Source organism: Halopelagius fulvigenes (assembly GCF_042662625.1).
Classification (GTDB): domain Archaea; phylum Halobacteriota; class Halobacteria; order Halobacteriales; family Haloferacaceae; genus Halopelagius; species Halopelagius fulvigenes.
The window spans coordinates 1,665,265-1,686,903 of the sequence record NZ_JBHSXH010000015.1 but is presented as its reverse complement, the minus strand read 5'-3'; the positions used below and the strand labels follow the sequence as shown (position 1 = coordinate 1,686,903).

Annotated in this window: 16 protein-coding genes and 1 pseudogene; 9 read left to right on the top strand and 8 right to left on the bottom strand. The window is 64.8% G+C overall.

The annotated features are described in order from the left end of the window. The first annotated feature begins 3 nt into the window (after positions 1-3). The 5 genes from ACFQEV_RS18985 (at position 4) to ACFQEV_RS18965 (ending at position 8,133) form a co-directional block, all read left to right on the top strand. On the top strand, positions 4-5,082 hold the full coding sequence (locus ACFQEV_RS18985) for a DNA polymerase II large subunit (protein WP_379699434.1): 5,079 nt from the start codon (positions 4-6) through the stop codon (positions 5,080-5,082). A 288-nt stretch (positions 5,083-5,370) separates the two neighbouring features. Next, positions 5,371-5,664, top strand: a complete 294-nt coding sequence (locus ACFQEV_RS18980) for a DUF7130 family rubredoxin-like protein (protein ID WP_379699431.1) — start codon at positions 5,371-5,373, stop codon at positions 5,662-5,664. Positions 5,665-5,719: 55 nt separating this feature from the next. After that, a complete protein-coding gene (locus tag ACFQEV_RS18975) occupies positions 5,720-6,616 on the top strand; it encodes a ketopantoate reductase family protein (RefSeq protein WP_379699429.1) in 897 nt (298 codons plus the stop codon). 63 nt (positions 6,617-6,679) lie between these two features. Beyond that, a complete protein-coding gene (locus ACFQEV_RS18970; RefSeq protein ID WP_379699426.1) occupies positions 6,680-7,006 on the top strand; it encodes a DMT family transporter in 327 nt (108 codons plus the stop codon). Between the two features lie 485 nt (positions 7,007-7,491). Continuing rightward, on the top strand, positions 7,492-8,133 hold the full coding sequence (locus ACFQEV_RS18965) for a helix-turn-helix domain-containing protein (RefSeq protein ID WP_379699423.1): 642 nt from the start codon (positions 7,492-7,494) through the stop codon (positions 8,131-8,133). A 100-nt stretch (positions 8,134-8,233) separates the two neighbouring features. Here ACFQEV_RS18965 and ACFQEV_RS18960 read toward each other — a convergent pair whose 3' ends face one another. The 3 genes from ACFQEV_RS18960 to ACFQEV_RS18950 form a co-directional block, all read right to left on the bottom strand. Next, the gene (locus ACFQEV_RS18960; RefSeq protein WP_379699421.1) at positions 8,234-9,772 is read right to left on the bottom strand and encodes a sulfatase; all 1,539 of its coding nucleotides are present in this window, start codon (positions 9,770-9,772) and stop codon (positions 8,234-8,236) included. Between the two features lie 124 nt (positions 9,773-9,896). After that, on the bottom strand, positions 9,897-10,259 hold the full coding sequence (locus ACFQEV_RS18955) for a NifU family protein (RefSeq protein WP_379699418.1): 363 nt from the start codon (positions 10,257-10,259) through the stop codon (positions 9,897-9,899). 38 nt (positions 10,260-10,297) lie between these two features. Further along, the gene (locus tag ACFQEV_RS18950; RefSeq protein WP_379699416.1) at positions 10,298-10,615 is read right to left on the bottom strand and encodes a DUF5783 family protein; all 318 of its coding nucleotides are present in this window, start codon (positions 10,613-10,615) and stop codon (positions 10,298-10,300) included. Positions 10,616-10,757: 142 nt separating this feature from the next. Here ACFQEV_RS18950 and ACFQEV_RS18945 point away from each other — a divergent pair, with 142 nt between their 5' ends. Genes ACFQEV_RS18945 through ACFQEV_RS18935 form a run of 3 tightly spaced genes read left to right on the top strand, consistent with a single transcriptional unit; the run spans position 10,758 to position 13,227 of the window. Then, the gene (locus ACFQEV_RS18945; RefSeq protein ID WP_379699413.1) at positions 10,758-11,591 is read left to right on the top strand and encodes a phosphoenolpyruvate hydrolase family protein; all 834 of its coding nucleotides are present in this window, start codon (positions 10,758-10,760) and stop codon (positions 11,589-11,591) included. Beyond that, the gene (locus ACFQEV_RS18940; RefSeq protein ID WP_379699411.1) at positions 11,588-12,022 is read left to right on the top strand and encodes a cupin domain-containing protein; all 435 of its coding nucleotides are present in this window, start codon (positions 11,588-11,590) and stop codon (positions 12,020-12,022) included. The genes ACFQEV_RS18945 and ACFQEV_RS18940 overlap by 4 nt, the downstream gene beginning before the upstream one ends. Further along, positions 12,019-13,227: a Tm-1-like ATP-binding domain-containing protein gene (locus tag ACFQEV_RS18935; protein WP_379699409.1), complete on the top strand. Its 1,209-nt coding sequence runs from the start codon at positions 12,019-12,021 to the stop codon at positions 13,225-13,227. The genes ACFQEV_RS18940 and ACFQEV_RS18935 overlap by 4 nt, the downstream gene beginning before the upstream one ends. 825 nt (positions 13,228-14,052) lie before the next feature. Here ACFQEV_RS18935 and ACFQEV_RS18930 read toward each other — a convergent pair. Continuing rightward, positions 14,053-14,967 carry an alpha/beta fold hydrolase gene (locus tag ACFQEV_RS18930; RefSeq protein ID WP_379699407.1) on the bottom strand — a complete coding sequence of 305 codons (915 nt, stop codon included), beginning with the start codon at positions 14,965-14,967 and terminating at the stop codon, positions 14,053-14,055. 144 nt (positions 14,968-15,111) lie between these two features. Then, entirely contained in the window at positions 15,112-15,768 is a 657-nt protein-coding gene (locus ACFQEV_RS18925; protein WP_379699404.1) for a helix-turn-helix domain-containing protein, read from the bottom strand. A 113-nt stretch (positions 15,769-15,881) separates the two neighbouring features. Here ACFQEV_RS18925 and ACFQEV_RS18920 point away from each other — a divergent pair. Then, positions 15,882-16,115: pseudogene (locus tag ACFQEV_RS18920) on the top strand (NADH-quinone oxidoreductase subunit C); the annotation flags it as partial. Between the two features lie 47 nt (positions 16,116-16,162). Here ACFQEV_RS18920 and ACFQEV_RS18915 read toward each other — a convergent pair. The 3 genes from ACFQEV_RS18915 to ACFQEV_RS18905 all read right to left on the bottom strand — a co-directional run bounded on the left by ACFQEV_RS18915 (position 16,163) and on the right by ACFQEV_RS18905 (position 21,639). Further along, a complete protein-coding gene (locus tag ACFQEV_RS18915) occupies positions 16,163-17,323 on the bottom strand; it encodes a DUF7344 domain-containing protein (protein WP_379699401.1) in 1,161 nt (386 codons plus the stop codon). Between the two features lie 190 nt (positions 17,324-17,513). After that, positions 17,514-20,102 carry a PAS domain S-box protein gene (locus ACFQEV_RS18910; protein WP_379699398.1) on the bottom strand — a complete coding sequence of 863 codons (2,589 nt, stop codon included), beginning with the start codon at positions 20,100-20,102 and terminating at the stop codon, positions 17,514-17,516. A 124-nt stretch (positions 20,103-20,226) separates the two neighbouring features. Continuing rightward, entirely contained in the window at positions 20,227-21,639 is a 1,413-nt protein-coding gene (locus ACFQEV_RS18905) for a DHH family phosphoesterase (RefSeq protein ID WP_379699396.1), read from the bottom strand.

Here is a 21,639-nt window from a genome sequence, read left to right as displayed (position 1 = left end):
GCCGTGAGACGAGAGGACGAACAGTACTTCGCGCGCATCGAAGACCGCCTCGACGAGGCGTTCGACACCGCGCGCGCGGCGAAGGCGCAGGGGCACGACCCCGAGACGGACGTGGAGATACCGGTCGCCAAGGACATGGCCGACCGGGTGGAGAACATCCTCGGTATCCCGGGCGTCGCGGAACGCGTCCGCGAACTCGAAGGGCAGATGTCCCGCGAGGAGGCCGCCCTCGAACTCGTCACCGACTTCGTGGAGGGCAGCGTCGGCGACTACGACTCCCGCGAGGGCAAAGTCGAGGGCGCGGTTCGGACGGCCGTCGCCCTCCTCACCGAGGGCGTCGTCGCCGCCCCCATCGAGGGCATCGACCGCGTCGAGATCCTGGAGAACGACGACGGCACCGAGTTCGTCAACGTCTACTACGCCGGCCCGATTCGCTCCGCCGGCGGGACGGCCCAAGCGCTATCGGTTCTCGTCGCCGACTACGCTCGCTCCCTCCTCGGTATCGAGGAGTACAACGCCAGAGACATCGAAGTCGAGCGCTACGCCGAGGAGATCGCCCTCTACGACAAGGAGACCGGCCTCCAGTACTCGCCGAAGGACAAGGAGACGAAGTTCATCGCGGAGCACATGCCCATCATGCTCGACGGCGAGGCGACGGGCGACGAGGAGGTGTCCGGCTTCCGCGACTTAGAGCGCGTGGACACCAACTCCGCTCGCGGCGGCATGTGTCTCGTCATGGCCGAGGGTATCGCCCTCAAGGCCCCGAAGATTCAGCGCTACACCCGCCAACTCGACGAGGTCGATTGGCCGTGGCTGCAGGACCTCATCGACGGCACCATCGGCAAGGACGGCGGGACGGACGAGGCGGAAGACGCGGCCGACGCCGACGAGGACGCCGCCGACGAGAGCGAGGACGGCGCGGCGGGGGAGGAGGCGGACGACTCGCCCGCCGAACCCGCCGGTCCCGCCCGCGTCGAACCGGCGACGAAGTACCTCCGTGACCTCATCGCCGGCCGCCCCGTCTTCGGCCACCCCAGCGCCGAGGGCGGGTTCAGACTCCGCTACGGCCGATCACGGAACCACGGGTTCGCGACGGCGGGCGTCCACCCCGCGACGATGCACCTCGTGGACGACTTCCTCGCCACCGGGACGCAGATAAAGACCGAACGGCCCGGGAAGGCCGGCGGCGTCGTCCCCGTCGACTCCATCGAGGGGCCGACGGTTCGCCTCGCCAACGGCGACGTGCGGCGCATCGACGACCCCGAAGAGGCCCTCGAAGTCCGGAACGGCGTCGAGAAGATCCTCGATCTGGGCGAGTACCTCGTCAACTTCGGCGAGTTCGTCGAGAACAACCACCCCCTCGCGCCCGCCTCCTACGTCTACGAGTGGTGGATTCAGGAGTTCGACGCCGCGGGCGCGCCCGTGCAGGCGTTCGAGGACGACCCGAGCGTCGACCTCGAACACCCCTCGCCCGAGGACGCCTTCGAGTGGGCCGCCGAGTACGACTGCCCCCTCCACCCCGACTACACGTACCTCTGGCACGACGTGAGCGTCGAGGAGTTCGAGACGCTGGCGGACGCCGCCGCGGACGGCCAAATCGTGGACGCGAAGCCCGACGGCGGGGTGGTCGTCCGCCCCGAAGGCCCCGAGGGCGGCGACGGCGTCCTCGAACTCGAACGCACGGAGACGGTCCGGAGCGTCCTCGAACGCCTCCTCGTCGAGCACTCGCAGTCCGACGAGACGATTCGCGTCCCCGAGTGGCGTCCCCTCGTTCGCTCGCTGGGACTGACGACCGGCCTCGAACGGACGTGGGAGGCGGACGACCTCTCGCCGGAGGCCCGAAAGTGGGACGGCGGCGAGAACGCGGTGAAAGCCGTCAATGAGGTTGCGCCGTTCGAGATTCGAGAACGGGCGCCGACGCGCATCGGCAACCGGATGGGCCGCCCGGAGAAGTCCGAATCGAGGGACCTCTCGCCGGCGGTCCACACCCTCTTTCCCATCGGCGAGATGGGCGGCAACCAACGCGACGTGAGCGAGGCCGCCCGCGCCAGAAACGACGAGGGCGTCCGCGGCGAGGTGAACGTCCGCGTCGGCGACAGGGAGTGCCCGGACTGCGGCGCGCACACGTTCAAATCGAAGTGCCCCGACTGCGACGCCCACACCGAACCCTACTACGAGTGCGAGGAGTGCGGCACCGTCCGCGAACCCGACGAGTCGGGGCGCGTCTACTGCGACCGGTGCGAACGGGAGGTCGAGAGCCCCGACTGGTTCCAGATCGACCTCTCGACGGAACTCCGCGAGGCGTTGGAGAACGTCGGCGAACGCGAGTCTTCGTTCCCCATCCTGAAGGGCGTGAAGGGCCTCACCTCCTCGAACAAGACGCCCGAACCCATCGAGAAGGGCGTCCTGCGGGCGAAGAACGGCGTCTCCTCGTTCAAGGACGGCACCGTCCGCTACGACATGACGGACCTGCCCGTCACCGCCGTCCGCCCCGAGGAACTCGACGTCACGGCCGACCACTTCCGCGAACTCGGCTACGAGACGGACATCGACGGCGAACCCCTCCAGTTCGACGACCAACTGGTCGAACTCAAAGTCCAAGACATCGTCCTCTCGGACGGCGCGGCCGAGCACATGCTGAAGACGGCCGACTTCGTGGACGACCTTCTGACCCAGTTCTACGGCCTCGACCCGTTCTACGGGGTCGAAGAACGCGACGACCTCATCGGCGAACTGGTCTTCGGGATGGCACCCCACACCTCCGCCGCCGTCGTCGGCAGAGTTGTCGGATTTACGTCAGCAGCGGTCGGGTACGCTCATCCGTACTTTCACGCCGCGAAACGTCGGAACTGTTTCCACCCGGAGACGAAGGTGTGGTACCGCGACGAAGACGACGCGTGGCACCACGAGCGAATCGAGGAGTTCGTCGAAGCACGCCTCGCCGACCCGGAGACGGACGACTTCGGAACGCTGGTGCAGGAACTCGACGGCGACGTGTTCGTCCCGTCGATAGACGACTCCGGCGAGGAGGTTCTGAAACCCGTAGAAGCGGCGTCGAAACATCCCGCGCCGGACCACATGATCCGAATCGAGACGCGGAGCGGCCGCGAACTGACGGTGACGCCCGACCACTCGATGCTTCGCTCCGAAGGCGGCGATGTCGGACGCGTTCCGGCGAACGAACTCTCGGACGGGGACGAACTGTACTCCCCGAAGGCGCTCGACTTCGACGGCGCAGTTCGCTCGTACGACCTCCTCGAGACGTTCCTCGAACTCGACTCGGTTCCGAACGAGGAGTTGATGATACGAGGTATCGGCTCCGATGGTCTTCGGACGCTGTTCGACGAGGCCACGGACGAATCGGGCTATCTGAAGCCCGTCGCTGACCGCCTCGGCGTCAGCGATTCGACCGTCTACAACTGGGTATCACGCGATAGCGTCCCGACGAACGTACTCTGTGAGTTGTTCGATAGCGACGAACTCCCCGAAATCGTTCCGGACGACGTTTCTCTCTCCATCAGACGAGACATGGCTGAGGTCGATCGGTATCTGACGGTAGACGAAGGGTTCGGAACCGTCCTCGGATACTACGCCGCAGAGGGATTCACCCGACGCGAATCCGGTCAGTACTATCAGACGACGATTTGCACCCCCGACGAGTCGGCCCGTCAGGTCATCACCGAATCGCTCTCCGACCGTCTCGGCGTCGAAGCGTACGACGAGAACGAGTGGAAACTCACCGTCTCTAGCCGACTCGTCGCCGTACTGTTCGACGAGGTTCTCGGTGCCGGTTCACGTGCGGAGACGAAGCGAATCCCCGACTGCGTGTTCTCGTCCTCGGATAGCGTGCTCCGTGCGTTCCTCGCAGCGTACTTCAGCGGCGACGGGAGTGCTTCCACGGACCGCATCGAGATCCGTGCCCACACAGTCAGCGACGAACTCAAGACGGACCTCGTCTCGGCGTTGAAACGGTTCGGCATCGCCACGAAGGCGTACACGGAACGTCGGACGCCGGAAACCGGCGCAGTAGCGGAGTTCTACGGCGACGACGTACCGGAGTTCGGGACGTGGGTGCTGAAGATAACCTCTCAAAACGCCGTTCGATTTGCCGAGCGTGTCGGCTTCCATCTCGACCGGAAAGAGGAGACGCTTCGGTCCGCCGTCTCCGAGACAGACGCTCGGACGCAACGGTTACTCGGTGACGGAGGCGACGTCTGGACCGACGAAGTCGTCTCCGTCGAGTACGTCGAGTCCGACACGTCTCACACCTACTGTCTCACCGTCGAAGACACACATTCGCTCGTGGCGAACGACATCTTCGTCGGTCAGTGCGACGGAGACGAGGACTGCGTGATGCTCCTGATGGACGGTCTTCTCAACTTCTCGAAACAGTTCCTCCCCGACAAGCGCGGGGGCCAGATGGACGCGCCCCTCGTGATGTCCTCGCGCATCGACCCCTCCGAGATAGACGACGAGGCGCACAACATGGATATCGTCCGGCGGTACCCGCGGGAGTTCTACGAGGCGACGTTGGAGATGGCCGACCCCGGCGAGATGGAGGACCGCATCAAACTCGGCGAGGACACCCTCGGCACCGACGACGAGTACCGCGGGTTCGAGCACACCCACGACACCACCGACATCGCCCTCGGCCCGGACCTCTCGGCGTACAAGACGCTCGGGTCGATGATGGAGAAGATGGACGCGCAGTTGGAACTGTCGCGGAAACTCCGCGCCGTGGACGAAACCGACGTGGCCGAACGCGTCATCGAGTACCACTTCCTGCCGGACCTCATCGGCAACCTCCGCGCGTTCGCCCGGCAGGAGACGCGGTGTCTCGACTGCGGCGAGAAGTACCGCCGGATGCCGCTCACCGGCGACTGCCGCGAGTGCGGCGGCCGGGTCAACCTGACCGTCCACCGCGGATCGGTGAACAAGTACATGGACACCGCGATTCAGGTGGCCGAGGAGTTCGGCTGCCGCGACTACACGAAACAGCGACTCGAAGTCTTAGAGAAGAGCCTCGAATCCGTCTTCGAGAACGACAAGAACAAAGCCTCGAAGATTTCGGACTTCATGTAGCACCGTTTTGCTTCGTCGGGTTTCCTCGCGCGCCTTCGGTGCGCTGTGGGAACCCTCTTCACGGGTGACTGACGGTCACTCGTGAAGAAGCGAGACGACTCCGTTGTCTCGCACTCCTCGCGAAAATCTGCACCAAAAAGATTCCGCGAGGGCTCGCCTCGCGGTACGACATCTCGCGTTCTCCGCCACCGAACGTCCCCCGCTCTCGGTTCTCGCCCCGTATCGCGGCGCGTCCCCCTGAAGGTGTCGGCGGGGAGAGTTATCTGACTGGCGAGCGAACCCCCATCTATGTCCGAAGAAAGCCCCGCACCCAAAGTCGGAATGACAGTGTACACGGAAGACGGACGCCCCCTCGGAAACATCCGCGGGTTCGACACGGACGGCTTCTTCGTCACGACGGAGGAGGGAATCGACAAGATGTCCGTCGAACACGAACGCTCCGGCCACGAGTTCGGCGAGGCGGAGTTGATGTGGCGGTGCACGAACTGCGGCGAGATGGGCGAGTTAGACGACGACCTGCCGCCGAAGTGCCCCAACTGCGGGACGGAGAAAGAGGACCTGATGTACTGGACCGAGGACTGACCGCGGCCGTACGGTATCCGACTGCTTTTTCCGGAGGCTCGCAGTCGAGGCGAGCATGGAGATTCTCGTCTTCGGCGCTGGCAGCCTCGGGTCGCTCGTCGGCGGTCTGTTGGCACGCGTCCACGACGTGACGCTCGTCGGGCGCGACCCGCACGTCTCGCGGGTCAGAGTCGACGGCCTCTCCGTCACCGGCGCGGAGACGGCCCGCACCGCCCCGGACGCCGTCACCGACGGCGAGGGGCGCGCCGCCGACGTGGCGGTGGTGACGGTGAAGTCGTTCGACACCGCCGCCGCCGCCGAAACGCTCGCCACCGGGTCGTACGACGCCGTCCTCTCGTTGCAGAACGGCCTGACCGAGGAGACGCTCGCGTCGAGGCTCGACGCGACGGTCCTGGCGGGGACGGCCACCTACGGCGCGCGCCTCCGCGAACCCGGACGCGTCGAGTGCACCGGCGTCGGGCGGGTGGTCTTGGGGGCGCGCGCCGGCGGCACCGACCCCGCCGCCGAACGCGTCGGCAAAGCGTTCCGCGACGCGGGCCTGCGGACCCTCGTGGCGACGGACATGCCGCGGCGTCGCTGGCGGAAGTTGGCCGTCAACGCGGGAATCAACGCCGTCACCGCCCTCGCGCGCGTCGAGAACGGCGCTCTCGCCGACGGACCGGCGTCGGAGGTGGCCCACCGCGCGGCGCGCGAGGCGGTCCGCGTCGCCCGTGCCGAGGGCGTCCGCCTCACCTACCGCGGCGCGCGCGCGGCGGTGGACGAGGTGGTGTCGGACACCGCCGCCAACCGGTCGTCGATGCTGCAGGACGTGGACTCGGGCCGACGGACCGAAGTCGAGGCCATCCACGGCGAGGTGGTCGCACGCGCCGACCGGCACGGAATCGACGCGCCGACGAACCGGACGCTCGCGGATCTCCTGCGCGCCTGGGAGGCGGGTCGCGGGGTTCGCTGACCCCTCGGTGCGCGCCGGGACGATTCCGCACCGGTCAAGGCGGCGTCCCCCGAAGCGACGCGCGTGAACCAACAGACCGCGTGGCTCGTCCTCCTCGCGGCCGCCTGCTTCGAGACGGTGTGGGCGGTCGGACTAGAGTACGCCGACGGCTTCTCGAACCTCCGCGCGACGGCGGTGGTCGTCGTCGCCCTCGTCGTGAGCATGGCCGGTCTCGCGAAGGCCGTCGAAGTGTTGCCCGTCGGGACGGCCTACGCCGTCTGGACCGGCGTCGGCGCCGTCGGCACCGTCGTCCTCGGCATCGTCCTGTTCGGCGAGTCCACGTCGCCGGTCCGACTCGCCTGTCTCACCGCCATCGTCGCGGGAGTCACGGGACTGCGGTTCGCGGGATAGACGCGGTGAGGAAGCGGTCCGATCGTGGTCACGACTCCGATCGGAACGCTCATCGGTTTATTCGTCTCTGCCCCGCCCAGACGGCGACGGCTCCCACGAACAGGGCTATCGTACCGATGACCGCCCACTGTACTGATCTTCCGGTTATCGGTTCGCACTCTGCGACGCACAGAATCGGACCTATCTGGACGAGCCCGAGACCTTGAACTAACCATAACACCCCGAGAAGCGCCACGACGGCGCCGAGGACGGTCAATCCGATCGATTTCGGGTTCATTCGTCAGTACGGCTCCCGAGATTGTCGTCTCTTTCAGCTTCTCTGTTCGGCATGAGATGGCGATAGAGACGGTCCCTCCGTGCATGCCAATAGCGCCGCACATCTGAGGCGGGTTTATATATGCGCGATGCGTATTCTCCCTTCGACCCGGCACCGGCGGCGACGGATACGATCCGGTCGACTCGTTCCTGAACAGAGTAACCGAAGTATGAGATACATTACGTTCGTCATCCCTCAGATCGACGATGAACGCTGTTCGAACGGCGCGTGCGCTACCGATCGAGCGGTGAAAGTCGAAGCGATTCACTACATCAATCTCTTAGACGACGGAACCGGCGTCGGACTGTATCAACTTCGTGACGACTTCGAAGAGGGCGCGGAATTACTGGAGGCCCACCCGGACGTACTGGCGTGCGAAAAGTCCGAGGCGTCGGAAGGGCTCATCTATCTCCATTTTCGAGCGAATGCCCTTATGACCGACCTCCTCAGCATATTTCGACGGTACGAGATCGTTGTGAACTGGCCGATGGAGTACACGGATCAGGGTGGGCTTCGGGTAACCATGGTCGGAGAGGACAAGAAATTCCGAGAGGCAATCGCGGAAATCCCCGACGGCATTCAGATTTCGCTCGAAGGGATTGGCGAGTATCGTCCGGATATGCGCCGGCTCGCGTCGCTGCTGACGGATCGTCAGCGAGAGTTGTTGGAATTAGCGGTCGAGGCGGGCTACTACGAGATGCCGCGGCGCGCGACCCTCCGTGACCTTGCGGATCGGACGAATATCTCCGCGGGGACGGTCGGCGAACACCTGCGGAAAATCGAAATGAAGATCATCACGGAACTCGTTTGACACCGACCCGTTCGACGAGGCGTGTCAAACGCGTGCCCCGTATCCGACGCGGCCCGCCGAACCGTCTCCGGGGTGGCGTTTCGACGGTTCCCTCGGGCTCTCATTCGAGGTAGCCGAGGTCCCTGAGCCGTTCTTGGGCGTCCTCGTCCATCTCCTCGACGGTGTCGTCCGACACCTCGTCGTCCAAGGCGTCGGTCCACGCGCCGCCGACGGCCGCCTCGAACTCCGAGAGCGTCGCCTCCGTCGCCTCGATTGCCTCGTCGCCCTCGTCCGCGAGGTTCTCCGTCTCGTCGGGGTCCGAATCGAGGCGGTACGCCTCGTCCGCGATGCGGTCGATGCGGACGTACTTCGCGTCCGTCCGGCGGGCGGCGCGCATCCGCGAGTAGAACCGCGAGTCCGTCGGGAGCGTGATACCCGCGTCCGAGGCCTTCTCCTCTAACTGCTTCAGTTCGACCACCGGGCGGGAGTACTCCACGAACGCGTACTCGCCGTCGCCGATCTGGCCGGGGTCGTCGTTCGTCGCCTCGGCGAACTCGCGGTACGACTGCGAGAGCAACGACCGGGTGCGGTCGAGTGCGACGGCGTCGTCGCCCGGTTCGGCGGGCGCGCCGCCCTCCACGCCGAGGGCGTCGAGGACGGTGTGATAGAGGTCCACCAGTTCGACCTGGTCCTCGCGGCGGTCCTCCTCCAGTTCCGGGTGCTTGACCATCAGGGGGACGTTCACGAGGGGGTCGTACAGGCAGAACTCGTGGCCGTACAGGTCGTGTTCGCCGTGGAGTTCGCCGTGGTCGGCGCAGACGACGACCATCGTGTCGTCCCACCGGCCCGTCTCCTTCAGCCAGCCGAACAGGCGGCCGAGTTGGTCGTCGATGTGGGCGATTTCGGCGTCGTACAGCCCCCGAATCGCCTCCCACTCGTCGTCGTCGATGTCGCGTGCGCCGGAGTTGTACTCCTTGGAGTTCTGGCATATCTCCGTCGAATCGACGCCGGGGGCGAACTCCTCGGCGAACTCGTCGGGCGGGTGGTACGGCAGGTGCGCGTCCATGAGGTTGATGAACGTGAAGAAGTTCTCGGAGTCGTCGATGAACGACCTCGTCTGGTCGATGACGGCGGGCGTCTTCGAGTCCGCGCCCTCGCCGCCGGCGAGGTACTCGTGGGCGGTGTTGCCGAGACTGACGAGTTTGTCCGCGATTGCCCGAAGCGACTCGTTGTCGTTCATCGTCTTCCACGCCTTCGCCAGCGGACCCGACAGGAAGTCGCCGGGCATCACCTCGAAGAAGTTGTTCTGGTCGTCGAAGCCGTTGGTGAGGTGGGTGTACGGCGTAATCCACGCGTTCGAGGAGTAACACGCGGTGTCGTACCCCGCCGCGGAGAGCGTCTGCGCCAGCGTCGTCGCGCCCTCCAGGTAGGGGTTCTCTTGGTCGGCCCCGTGGTGACTCGGGTACATCCCGGTGAAGAGCGACGCGTGGACCGGGAGCGTCCACGGCGCGGGGGCGACGGCCTGTTCGAACACCGTCGCCTCCTCCGTGAACGATTCCAGCGTCGGCGTCGTCGGCTTCTCATAGCCGTACGGCGTGAGGTGGTCCTTCCGGACCGTGTCCATCACGACGAAGAGGACGTTGTCGGGCGACTCGGTCATACCCCGCAGTGCGGGCGAACGCGGGATAAACTTCCTGTTCTCGCCCGTTCGCTCCCGCTCCCTGCGACCCGGTCGCACCGCTGGCCGGGCGCGAAAACGAAGAAGATCGGGGAAACCGCGAACCTCAGAACGGGGCCTGCGGCCCTTCGTCGCTCTCGCCGTCGTCGCCTTCGGTGTCGCCGGGGAACGAGGGGGACATGCCGCCACCGTGGCCGCCGTCGTCGCCCATTCCGGTTTCGGCGTTGACCTTCTCTATCTCGGGGATCTCCTTGACCATGCGGCTCTTGATGGCCTGGATGGTCATCGGCGAGATGCCGCACCCGGAGCAAGCGCCGCCGAGCATGATGGTGACCTCGCCCGACTCGCGGTCGAGGTGCTGAATCGCCGCGGAGCCACCGTGCATCTGAATCTGTGGGAAGTTCCGGCGGAGGAAGTTCGTGACCCGGTCTTTGAGGTCGTCGTCTCCGTCGGTCGCGTCCGTACTCATGGTTCCGGGTTCGAGACGAACTGGCTTAGGCCTTTGGTTCAGGACTGTACACCGAAGACGCGCCGGAGTTCGGCCCGAATCTCGTCGGTGTATCGGTCCAGCGTGGCGTCGAGTTTCTCGTCGTCGACGACGACGCTCGTGAGGCGGTCGTGGGGGTTCTCCGGCAAGTCGATGCGGAACTCGCCGTCCTCGTACATCGGTTCGGACTCGTTGAGAATCTCCTGGTCGATGCCGTGTATCAGCGTCGAGTCGTACTCCTCGTTCATCGTCTCGAACGCGTTCTTGTACGCGCGTTGGAGTTCGGGGAAGTAGTGGACGTACTTGTCCTCGAACTTCTCGGGGTCGAAGTCGGTCATACCCGAACGTTCGCCGTCGCGGATAAAAGTCGGCGTGGTTCGAGTCGGCGAGTTCCGCGCCGGGGATAGACCGAATGCGTGACGTTCACGCCCGTCGACAAAATTGCAACGAATTAACATAATCTACGTTCATGTCGTACGTATGCAGTTCGACAGACAGGACTCGATGGAGCGACTTCGGGACGCGGTGGGATCGGGCGATCCGATAATCGGCGCGGGGGCCGGGACGGGAATCTCGGCGAAGTTCGCCGAACGCGGCGGCGTGGACCTCCTCATCGTCTACAACTCCGGTCGGTACCGGATGAACGGGCGGGGGTCGCTGGCCGGGCTCCTCCCGTACGGCGACGCGAACGAAATCGTCGTGGAGATGGGCCACGAGGTGCTTCCGGTCGTCGAGGACACGCCCGTCCTCGCGGGGGTCAACGGCACCGACCCGTTCAGGCAGATGGACGTCTTCGTCGAGAAACTGAAGCGACAGGGGTTCTCCGGCGTCCAGAACTTCCCGACGGTCGGCCTCATCGACGAGGACAGCCAGTTCCGACGGAACCTCGAAGAGACCGGGATGGGCTACGATAAGGAAGTCGAGATGATTCGGGAGGCGAGCGAACGGGGGATGCTCACCTGTCCGTACGTCTTCGACGAGAGACAGGCGCGAGAGATGGCCGAGGCGGGCGCGGACGTAATCGTCGCGCACATGGGACTCACCACCTCCGGCGACATCGGCGCGGAGACGTCGTTGGACCTCGATACGGCCGCAGAGCGGGTGCAGGCGATTCGCGACGCCGCCGTCGAGGCGAACGAGGACGTTCTCGTCATCTGCCACGGCGGACCGATAGCGTGGCCCGACGACGCCCGGTACGTCATCGAGAACACGGAGGGGGTCGTCGGGTTCTTCGGCGCGTCCAGCATCGAACGCCTCCCCACCGAGGAGGCCATCGAGAACCAGGCCCGCGAGTTCAAGGACATCTCGCTATGAGCGACGACGAGACGCGGTTCGTCTCGCCGGACGACGTGGAGAGTCTGGTGTTCGACTGGGGCGTCCTCAAGTGGCTCAACACGCCCGAAGTGACCGGTTCCGAGCGGTTCAGCGCGGGCGTCGTGCGACTCGAACCGGGCAAGGGCCACGAACGACACGACCACCCCGAGAGCGACGAGATTCTCTACGTCCTCGACGGCGAGGGCGAACAGACCGTCGGCGAGGAGACGCGCGGCGTCGAAGCCGGCGAGGTGGTGTTCGTCCCCCGCGGCGTTCCCCACAGCACGGTCAACACCGGATGGGAGACGCTCAGTCTCCTCGCGGTGTACGCGCCGCCGGGACCCGAGGAACGACTCCGCGAGATGCCCGAGTGCACCGTCGTCCCGCCGGGGGAACTGCCGACGCGGGACGCCGGAGGTGAGGGCGCGTGACCGTCGCACTCGTCGGTACTCTCGACACGAAGGGCGAGGAGTTCGCGTTCGCCCGCGACGTGTTGACAGACCACGGCGTGGACGTCCACGTCGTGGACGTGGGCGTGATGGGCGACCCGGCCTTCGAACCGGACACGACGAACGCCGAAGTCGCGGACCGCGCGGGGACGACCGTCGAATCGCTCCGCGAGTCGGGCGACCGGGGCGAGTCGATGGACGCGATGGGTCGCGGGGCCGCCCGCGTCGTCGAGGAACTCCACGAGGAGGGCGCCTTAGACGGCGTTCTCGGCCTCGGCGGGTCCGGAAACACCTCCGTCGTCACGACAGCCATGCGGGCGCTTCCGTACGGCGTCCCGAAGCTCGTCGTCTCGACGATGGCCTCCGGCGACACACGCCCGTACGTGGGCGCGCGCGACATCACGATGATGTACTCCGTCGCCGACATCGAGGGGTTGAACCGACTCTCCCGGCGCATCATCTCCAACGCCGCCCTCGCGATGGTCGGCATGGTGACCAACGAGGCGGACGTCGAGGCGGACGACGGTCCGACCGTCGCCGTCACCATGTTCGGGGTGACGACGCCCTGCGTGAAGGCGGCCCGCGCGTGGTTGGAGGAACGCGGCTACGAGTGCATCGTCTTTCACGCCACCGGCACTGGCGGCGAGGCGATGGAGAACCTCGTCGAACAGGGCGTCGTCGATGCGGTCCTCGACGCGACGACGACGGAACTGGCGGACGAACTCGTCGGCGGCGTCCTCAGCGCCGGACCCGACCGTCTGGAGGCGGCGGGCGAACGCGGCGTCCCGCAGGTCGTCTCCGTCGGCGCACTCGACATGGTGAACTTCGGGCCGAAGGAGGAGGTGCCCGAGAAGTTCCGCGACAGGCACCTCCACGCCCACAATCCGACGGTGACGCTGATGCGCACGACGCCCGAGGAGAACGCGGAACTCGGGCGCGTCCTCGCGGAGAAGCTGAACGACGCCGCCGGGCCGACGGCCCTGTTTCTCCCCCTCCGAAGCGTCTCGATGCTCGACGCCGAGGGCGAGGAGTTCCACCGCCCGGAGGCGGACGACGCCCTGTTCGAGGCGATTCGGGAGAACGTCGCCGACAGCGTCGAACTCGTGGAACTCGACGCCGACATCAACGACGAGGCGTTCGCAGAGGCGATGGCCGAGAAACTCCACGAGTTCGTGGAGGCGACGTAGCCAGCCGAACCGAATTCTGTATAGCGGTATCTAATTTATGACGATGTTCGTGACGGTCTCTCCGAATCCGTCTTTCGACGCTCAAACGCTTCCGAACGGCGGTTTCGGGCGTCTCACGCGGAGTCCGAGCGAATCGGGTGGTACATCGGTGCTCTCCCGGACGACTACCGGGGCGAGAACGGGAGTACTCGCCGAGGTTCGACCCGAGAAGCGACATCTCGGCGGTATCGCGTCGCACCTTCCTTTCGCCGCCGACTCCCTGATTTCGGCTGATCTCTCCGCGGCGTCGAGGGAGGCGGTCGGACCGGCCCGCGTCCGGAAGTCCCACGGGGCGCACTCACCCCGTTTCGTACACCCCGAAACGGTGTACGAACCCGTCCACTTATCCGTTAGATGTTATCTCACATGATCCACTGCGAAATCCGCTCCGAAGGACGCTCTGCGAGAGGATCGACCCGGAGGCGTCCGAGGGCGATACGAAACCGCCCTCACGCGAAGAACTCGGGAGGGCGCGACTCGCCTTTCCTCCTCCGAACTCGCCGGTTCCGTCAGTCGGGCCCCATATCCCGCCGTTCGACCGGCTTTCGGCCGACTGACGTCGGTTTCGACGATCGGAGACGGACGCCGACCTCTCACTCCATATAGTTCATGATGCTATACGGAATCGGATGTTGAAGTTGAGACTGGTCGTCTCAATGCATACGATTCTCGAATCTCTCTGTGGCCGAGGGCGACCTCGTCAACGGAGCGCTTGTTGCTCTCCTTAAATATTGACAATAAAGTCTCACTTCACTACTCGGTTGACGATCGGTTGGTTCGTGTCTGTTATTTAGAGAGATGACGGCGTAGCGCTTCAGTAACTTCGTCACGCTCATGATGTACCCAATGTGACGCGTCAGGGAACATCTGTAGCTGAGCGTCTTCACAGTAGTCCACGCTCTTTTCGGCCGTTGAGGGAAGGAGTGCTATGTCGTCTTCTCCCCAACAAATCAGCGTCGGCTGGGTAACAGTGTTGCGTGGTGGGCTTTCTGATCGGAGGAATCCACGGTACCAGTGTATTCTCGGTCGAATGCCGGTGTGCTGCCAGGCCGCCTTGTAGCAGGTAATCGTTTCCTCGTCGAACGTTCCAGAGTTGGACGTTATTTCGAGAGAATCAACCATATTGGCCATATCGTTCCGGGTCAACATCCATTCAGGGAGCTTCGGTACCTGATAGAACCAGACGTACCAGCTCCGCAGGATCTGCTGGGGACTGGATCGTAAAGTATCTCGATACGCTGTCGGATGGGGGACGTTGAATATCCCGAGTCGATCGACCATGGAGGGGTGACGGAGTGCTACGTTCCAGGCGACGAACCCACCGAAGTCGTGTCCAACGACGTGGGCCGATTCCCGGTCCTCACTGTGGATCAATTCACGCACGTCAGCTACTAGTTCCGATTGTCGATAGGCACCGATCTCATCGGGCGCTTCGCTTAGATTACAGCCCCGTTGGTCCGGGACGACCACACGGAAGCCGGCCTCAACTAGCGAATAGATCTGATCGCGCCAGCCGTACCAGAAATCGGGATGTCCGTGCAGGAGGACGACCAGTGGCGCGTCGGGGTCGCCGGCGGCGACGATGTGTAACTGCACGCCGTTGATGTCGCGATAGGTGGATTCTACATCGTGATCGGTGAGTAACGATGCATCAGTGTTTGTGACCGTATCTGCGGCTGTGGGTGGTTTCGTGGCTGACATCGTGTTACCTCTGGGTAGAAATATGCGGCAGAGCTGATTACAAGGACTGCCGCACTGACGTGGCTCCTTTTAAATTCTCGAGCCCAACAGTGGTGTGTTGGTGATTTTCACGCCGTCGGCAGGGTTGGTGACTGGGAACGGGAGTCAGTGGACGAGTTCGGTGAAGACACGTTCTTCGACCTTCCGAAGGTGCTCACCGACCGTTCCGGGAGAAATCCCAACGATCTCGCCGATGTCTTCAAGAGATGCTTGGCGAGGTTCATTATAATACCCTAGATCAACTGCCGCCTCAAGCACTTCTTCTTGCCTATCTGTGATTATCCTGTTGACTGACGATTCGTCAGCCTCATAATCGCCAATTTTGAGAATATCAAATTCGAATTTTTCCGTCTCTTCAGTATATTCGTACAGTTTGTTGAATTCTTCGTCAGTTCCTAAGTATGTGACTTTAATATGATTGTCGGACGTGAACTGAATAGGTGTCTCGAATACCAGACGCGATTTTCGTTGCAGTTCAAGGGACCGGCGAACATCTTCTGTCGGTTCAAACTGGCTCACAGCCATCCACCGGTCTTCTCCGGCGATGAGATAACTAATAACATAAGGGGACTTCTCCATAATCCGTTTGTACCGTTCCTTACTGCCGCTTGCCTCGGCAAATAGGAGTACAGTATCATCATCAAGAAGCTCGATATGATGAATGGCCCGCCGCCTGATCGACGGGTCATCTGCCAGTTCCTTTCCGAGTGGATGGAAAGCACCCCTTCCATCCGGTTTGACTAATACCGTGAGATATCGCATACAAGAACCAGGAGTGCTCGGAATTAAACACCACGGCTCATCCCCACTTAAATTCCACCACGGGTGAGGCAGGTGCCTACCGAACTATACCGGAAAGTGGCACCCTGTGGACGATGCAACGGCAACAACGCTCAATCGGCGACCACCTCGTGAACGAGGTCATCACAGCCCTCGCCGACAATGCCCTCCTCGGCCGTGAATCACACGAGAACGCCCCCGCTGTCGTGATCCGGGCCGACCGAGTCCGAAGAGTGCTCTCGACACTTCACTCAGAGGTAGGACTTGACCACTGCTCGTGTGTGGCTGCCCGGGAGTACGGCGACCGCTTCGAGACAGTCTATCATCTCAGTAGCTAGTTCGTAACTTCCGAGGACGGCGAAAGAGGCGTGAGAGATTACAGCGGAAGGTGGTCGAGGAAGTCGGCGCTCTGGTGGTCGAGGTGGTCGATTCTGCTCCCGAGGAGTTCCCGCATCAGTATCACCAGCGAGTTGTCCTCGCCCTCGCCCGTGACGGCCGTCTCGACGGGCACGCCGTCGCCGCTCGGTTCGCCGAGCGACCCCAGTAGGATGGCCTCGCGGTCCGCCAGCACCAAGCGACCGAGCTTCTCGCGGTGAGGCGGCAGGTTCAGCCAGTCTAACTGCGGTTCCCATATCGTCGCTTCGGGGACGCGCCGGCGGACGAGGTCTCGGACCGCCCAGGTCTGCGACCCGACGTACACGTCCACGCCGCGGTCGAGGGCGTCTTGGAGACGGGTGATGCAGCCCTCTTCGAGGAGTCCGTCGGTCGTTATCATGATGAACAGTTCGTCCTCGACCTCCTCGAACAGCGACTGCCCGCGCGCGATGACGTTCTCCCGCCCTTCGAGGGTCCAGACGTCTCCCGCCTGCGCGTTCGAGAGTTCGTCGCAGGCGGCCTCGAACGCCGACTCGTCTAACCACTCGTCGTCGAACTCCGCGTCGCTCCGGCGGGTGACCGTTCGCGCGTCGGGGTCGTACGCGAGGAGGTCGGCGTCTTCGAGTTTCGGGAGGTCGACGTGGTGAAGCGAAACGAGCGTTTCTTCGAGGCGGTCCTCGGAGACGTCCGATACCGCGGCGTCTTCCTCCCGGGTGACGACGCGTTCCCCCAATTCCCGAAGCGAAAGCGATCCCGCCGACGCTTCGAGAACCGAGAGGACGGCCCGGCGGCGCGGCCGGACGGCGTTCTCCAGCACTCGTTCCTGCGTTTCGGTGACCTCCGTGGGCGCTTCGAGGAGCTCCGCCACCGGTTCGGCCTCCGAGAGGAGATTGTCCGCCGCGGAGACGGTCCCCGCGTCGTCTCTCCGTATCAGTCCGGCCGCTTCGAGTTTCGGCAGGTGCCGGTGTCGGATGTCGATCCGAACGCGTCGGTGCGCGTCCTCGGAGACGTCTCGCAACGCGTCTCCGGTCTCCATCGAAGCGACCATCGTCGCGAGGTCGCCCTCCCGCAGTCCGCGGCGGTGGTCGCTCAGAATAGAGAGGACGTACCGCCGCCGCGTCACCGCCAGCGCCTCCACGAGGGCTTTAGTCGAGTTATCCATAGGTTAGTCGTTACTTCGCCTAGGTAACTAGACCCGATAAGGAATTCACCTAACAGTGTTGGAACGCCCTAACGGGTCTCATTTCTGGAATCTCAGACGTCTCTGAGTTACTGCCGAATTCACAGGCACACGGGCGGCACGGACCGCGCGACGGCGGTCGCTGGGCTCGACCGGTGAGAGTATGATCGGATTAATCGCGGCGAGCGCCGCCGTTATCCCGCCCGGCGGACGGTTTCGCGCCGTCGAATATCGCCGTCAGGAACTTCCGCTCGCTGGCTCGGAGGTGTTGGTGGAACGTCGCGGGGGAGACGTCGAGAATCTCCGCGAGATCCTCGCCGCTGTTCCTCCGCGGCCACTCGAAGTACCCTTGGCGGTACGCCAGTTCGAGGGCGGTGCGCTGACGCTCGGTCAACGAGTCGAGTAGCCCCTTCTCGGAAGCGACCGACCGTTCGACCGTCTTCCGCCGTTGGAGGAGGATGTTGGCGCTGGGGTACGACGCCTTCACCTCCTCGACTATCTCCGACGTCTCGACGTGCGGCGGCAGTTCCATCGTCGCCGTCAGTCCCGCGTCGTTGACGACGATTCGGCTGACCCGTCCGCCGCGCGCGACCACCTGCGAGATGAGCGGCGGGTTCCGTATCCGCAGTCTGAACCGCAGTTCGCCGTCTTTCTCCTCGGCGAGGCTCACGTCCGAAACCGACGGCGCTCCCTCCGCGAGTTCGCGAATCGACGCCTCCGCCTCGGGTGCGGCCGTCCCGATGAGGACGTAACTCTCCCGTCCGGTCGGGACCACCTGCGACACCGCTACCTCCGGGAGGTTCGACGCCCCGCCGTCCACGAGGTCGACGAGGTTTTGCAACTGGAGCGTCACCTCCGTCATCTCCCTCGTGAGGAGGGCGTGTTTCTGCGTCGCCGCCACGATAGCGTGGCCGACCATCTCGCCGAACGACCCGAAAATCGACCGCGCGTCCGGTCCGAACGCGGACTTCTCCCCGGAGTAGATGCCGAGGACGCCGTAGACGGTCTGTTCGTAGACGATGGGTATCGTCGCCACCGACCGGACGCCGCGTTCGAGGGCCGCCTCTCGCCACGGTTCGAAGGTCCCGTCCGTCTCGACGTCGGAGACGACCTGCACGTTCCAGGTCTGGACCGCCATCCCGGCGGGCCCCTTCCCGGTGTCCCGTTCGTCGAGGGTCACCGTCACGTCGTCAATGTAGCCCCGGTCGTCCCCCGCCCGCGCGACCGGGGTGAGCGTCTGGCCCGCCAAGTCCACCTGCCCTATCCACGCGAACGAGTAGTTCTCCTTCCGCGCGAGTCGATCGCACACCAACTGCTCTATCTCCTCGCGGGAGGACTCCGTTATTATCGCCCGCTGGATGTCCCGCGCGAGCCGGTTCAGTTGGTTCAACGCCTCCAGTTCCTCCCGTTGGACCTCCAACTGACGGGTGTAGGCGTGTCGGTCTATCGCGCTCGCGACGATGTGGGCGACGTTCTCGACGAAGTGGACGTCGTACGCGCTGAACTCCCGCGCCGCCGCGTCGTGGACGCCGAGGATGCCCCACGGGTCGTCCGCGGGGCCGATTATCACGTCGATTCCGCTTCGGACGCCGAAGTCGGCGATTCCGCCCGTCCCCTCGAACCGAGGGTCGGTCCCGAAGTCCTCGACGACGAGGGGCCGTTCGGTGCTGAGCGTGTACCCCGCCTGCGTCGCCTCCGAGACGGGGACAGTCGCGGATTCGAGGACGCCGTCGTCCCACCCGACTCCCGCGCGGAACCGGAATCGCTCCGCGTCCACGTCGAGTTCGAGCACTTCGCAGTACTCTGCGTCGAGGGTGTCGGCCACGCGCCCGACGACTTCGTCGAGGAGCGAATCGACGTCGGTCGCCGTGAGGGCCTCGTGACCCAACTCCGCGACCGTCTCCTGTTGGGCGGCCTTCGCGGCCAGTTCTCGCTCGGCCTTCTTCCGCTTCGAGATGTCCCGGAACAGGCCGACGAAGTACCGGTTTCCCTCGAAGAAGAAGTCGTTCAGCGAGATGCCCAACGGAACTTCGTAGCCGTCTCTGTGCTGTCCCGGCAGTTCGACGTACCCCCAGTCGATGTTTCGCTTCCCCGTATCGAGGTACGTCTGGAGGGCGTCGAGGTGGACCTGTTGCAGTCGGTCGGGAATTATCTGTATCTTGCTGCCTCCGACCAACTCCTCGGACGTGTAGCCGAGAATCCGCTCGACCGCGGGGTTCGCGTACTGAATCCGGCTGTCGGCGTCGAGGACGATGATGCCGTCTCGGACGGCGTCGGCGAGTGCGACGAACGCTTTCGCCGGCGCGTCCTCGGGGCGTTCGCGCCCGTCGTCCCCTCCGCGTTCGGGACGCCCCTTCCGCCGGACGACGCCGAGATACCGCTCGTCGCCCCCGGACCGCCCGTTCCGCTGGAGGTGAACCTCGCAGAGGACGGCAGTCCCCGACGCCGTCTCCAACGGCGCGGTAGCGCTCACCGACTCGGGGGGGTCGTCCCCCTCGGACGCCCCGAGGAAGGCCTCCACGGGCGGCGGCAGGCGTTCGGACGCCGTGAGGTGCGAGAACGGGCGGTCGAGAAGCGTCTCCCGAGCGTACCCGGCGAGCGAGGTGAACGCGTCGTTAACGTCGGAAATCTTCCCGTTAGGCGTCAGTTCGAACGTCGCGATGTCCGCGCGCGACAGGAGATTGCCGACGGGAACGTCCATCGTCCAGTCGTCGAGCGTCCGTTCGGAAGACGGCGGAGTACCGTCCGGTACGGGGGACATCTTCCCGAGGTCGGACCCCGACGGAGATAAGCGCCGCGTCGGTTACTTCCGTTCGCGCGAATTTCACTCCGTTTCACGCGGTTAACGAGCCGATATAACGACGAACCGACGGCCGAGTGCCGCGTTATTTGAGTTGTTCGCCGACGAGGCGGTCGGCTTCCGCGACGAACTCCCGTTCCGTCCCTTTCGGGATGGTCGCGCCCGCGGCGACGTCGTGGCCGCCGCCGTCGCCGCCGACGGCCCGCGACGCCTCGCGCATCACCGCCGAGAGGTCCAGTCCCTTTCGGACGAGGACGTGCGACCCCCGGGCGGACACTTTCACCTCCGCGTCCGACTTCTCGGCGAACGCGAGGATGGGCTTGCTTCGGGAGATACCGCCGGACCCGACGGCCATCCCGGCGACGATGCCGACGATCGTCTCGCGGATGCGCGTCCCCGCGTCGAACCACTGGACGTGCTCCTCGACGGCCGTCCCCTCGTTTTTCACCCACCGGAGGCCCTCGGAGAGGTTCCGCCGGTGGTTCCTGAGCAACTTTCGGGCGCTGTCGAGCGCACCCTGACGGTTCCCCAGACAGACCGCCAACCCCACGTCGGCGCGTTCGTACCGCGCCGTCGCGTTCAGGAGCGTGGAGAACTCGCTCACGTCGCGGAGTTCGGTGCCCGCCTCCTCGGCGGTCAGCGTGTACGTCGTCCCGACGAGGTTCTCGATTCGGTCGGCGGGGACGCCCGAGGCGATGGCCCGCCGCAGCAACGCACTCACGAGGGTCTTCCGTTCGTCCATCGTCAGGTCCACCCACCGCCGCCACTCGCCGTCGGCCTTCAGATCGAAATCGAGGTCCGAGAGGAACTGCACCGCGCCGTTGGCGTCGTTGGAGATGCCGGGGATGCGGACGTCGCTGGCGTACTCCAGGAACTTCGGGAGGGGGCGGGTCTGCCGCCCGTAGAGGACGAGGTCCTTCGCCTCCTCCAGGACGCCTGCGGCGACGCCCTCCTCGACGATTTCGGCGTTCGCCCCGCGCAGGCCGCCGTCGGAGTTCTGCATGTCGCCCACCGCGCCGACGACGGCGAGGGCGGCCAAATCGCGGTTGTCGCCCCCCTCCGGTTCGAGTGCGCGAGCGAGAACGTAACTCGCGCCCGCGCCGGAGAGTTCCGACGCGCCGTCGATGCCGAAGAGCAGCGGATTGAGGTGGTACTCCGTCTCGGCGTCGGCCGGTCGGTGGTGGTCCGCGATGACCGGTGTGAACGCGCCCGCCTCCTCGCGGGGCGCGATGACGTCCAACTGACCGCTGCCGAAGTCGGTGAAGAGCACCGTGTCGTACTCCGTGGCGGCTATCCGTGCGACTTCGCTCTCGTCTAACTGCTTTGCGAACACCGTCTCGAAGGAAATCCCCGCTCGTTCCAACGCCGTCGAGGCGACGGCGGCGCTCGTCAGCCCGTCGGCGTCGATGTGCGAGGCGAGGAGTACCCGGTCGGCTTCGCGCAGTCGGTCCGCGCACGCCTCGGCGCGCGCATCGAGTTCGGGGACGGGTCCTGCCAT

Excerpts from the sequence above, each read along its gene's own strand:
- ACFQEV_RS18950 (WP_379699416.1), bottom strand. The coding sequence starts at position 10,615 with ATGACCGACTTCGACCCCGAGAAGTTCGAGGACAAGTACGTCCACTAC.
- ACFQEV_RS18960 (WP_379699421.1), bottom strand. The coding sequence starts at position 9,772 with ATGACCGAGTCGCCCGACAACGTCCTCTTCGTCGTGATGGACACGGTC.
- ACFQEV_RS18915 (WP_379699401.1), bottom strand. The coding sequence starts at position 17,323 with ATGGATAACTCGACTAAAGCCCTCGTGGAGGCGCTGGCGGTGACGCGG.
- ACFQEV_RS18940 (WP_379699411.1), top strand. The coding sequence starts at position 11,588 with ATGAGCGACGACGAGACGCGGTTCGTCTCGCCGGACGACGTGGAGAGT.
- ACFQEV_RS18955 (WP_379699418.1), bottom strand. The coding sequence starts at position 10,259 with ATGAGTACGGACGCGACCGACGGAGACGACGACCTCAAAGACCGGGTC.
- ACFQEV_RS18980 (WP_379699431.1), top strand. The coding sequence starts at position 5,371 with ATGTCCGAAGAAAGCCCCGCACCCAAAGTCGGAATGACAGTGTACACG.
- ACFQEV_RS18965 (WP_379699423.1), top strand. The coding sequence starts at position 7,492 with ATGAGATACATTACGTTCGTCATCCCTCAGATCGACGATGAACGCTGT.
- ACFQEV_RS18975 (WP_379699429.1), top strand. The coding sequence starts at position 5,720 with ATGGAGATTCTCGTCTTCGGCGCTGGCAGCCTCGGGTCGCTCGTCGGC.
- ACFQEV_RS18905 (WP_379699396.1), bottom strand. The coding sequence starts at position 21,639 with ATGGCAGGACCCGTCCCCGAACTCGATGCGCGCGCCGAGGCGTGCGCG.
- ACFQEV_RS18925 (WP_379699404.1), bottom strand. The coding sequence starts at position 15,768 with ATGCGATATCTCACGGTATTAGTCAAACCGGATGGAAGGGGTGCTTTC.
- ACFQEV_RS18930 (WP_379699407.1), bottom strand. The coding sequence starts at position 14,967 with ATGTCAGCCACGAAACCACCCACAGCCGCAGATACGGTCACAAACACT.
- ACFQEV_RS18945 (WP_379699413.1), top strand. The coding sequence starts at position 10,758 with ATGCAGTTCGACAGACAGGACTCGATGGAGCGACTTCGGGACGCGGTG.
- ACFQEV_RS18910 (WP_379699398.1), bottom strand. The coding sequence starts at position 20,102 with ATGTCCCCCGTACCGGACGGTACTCCGCCGTCTTCCGAACGGACGCTC.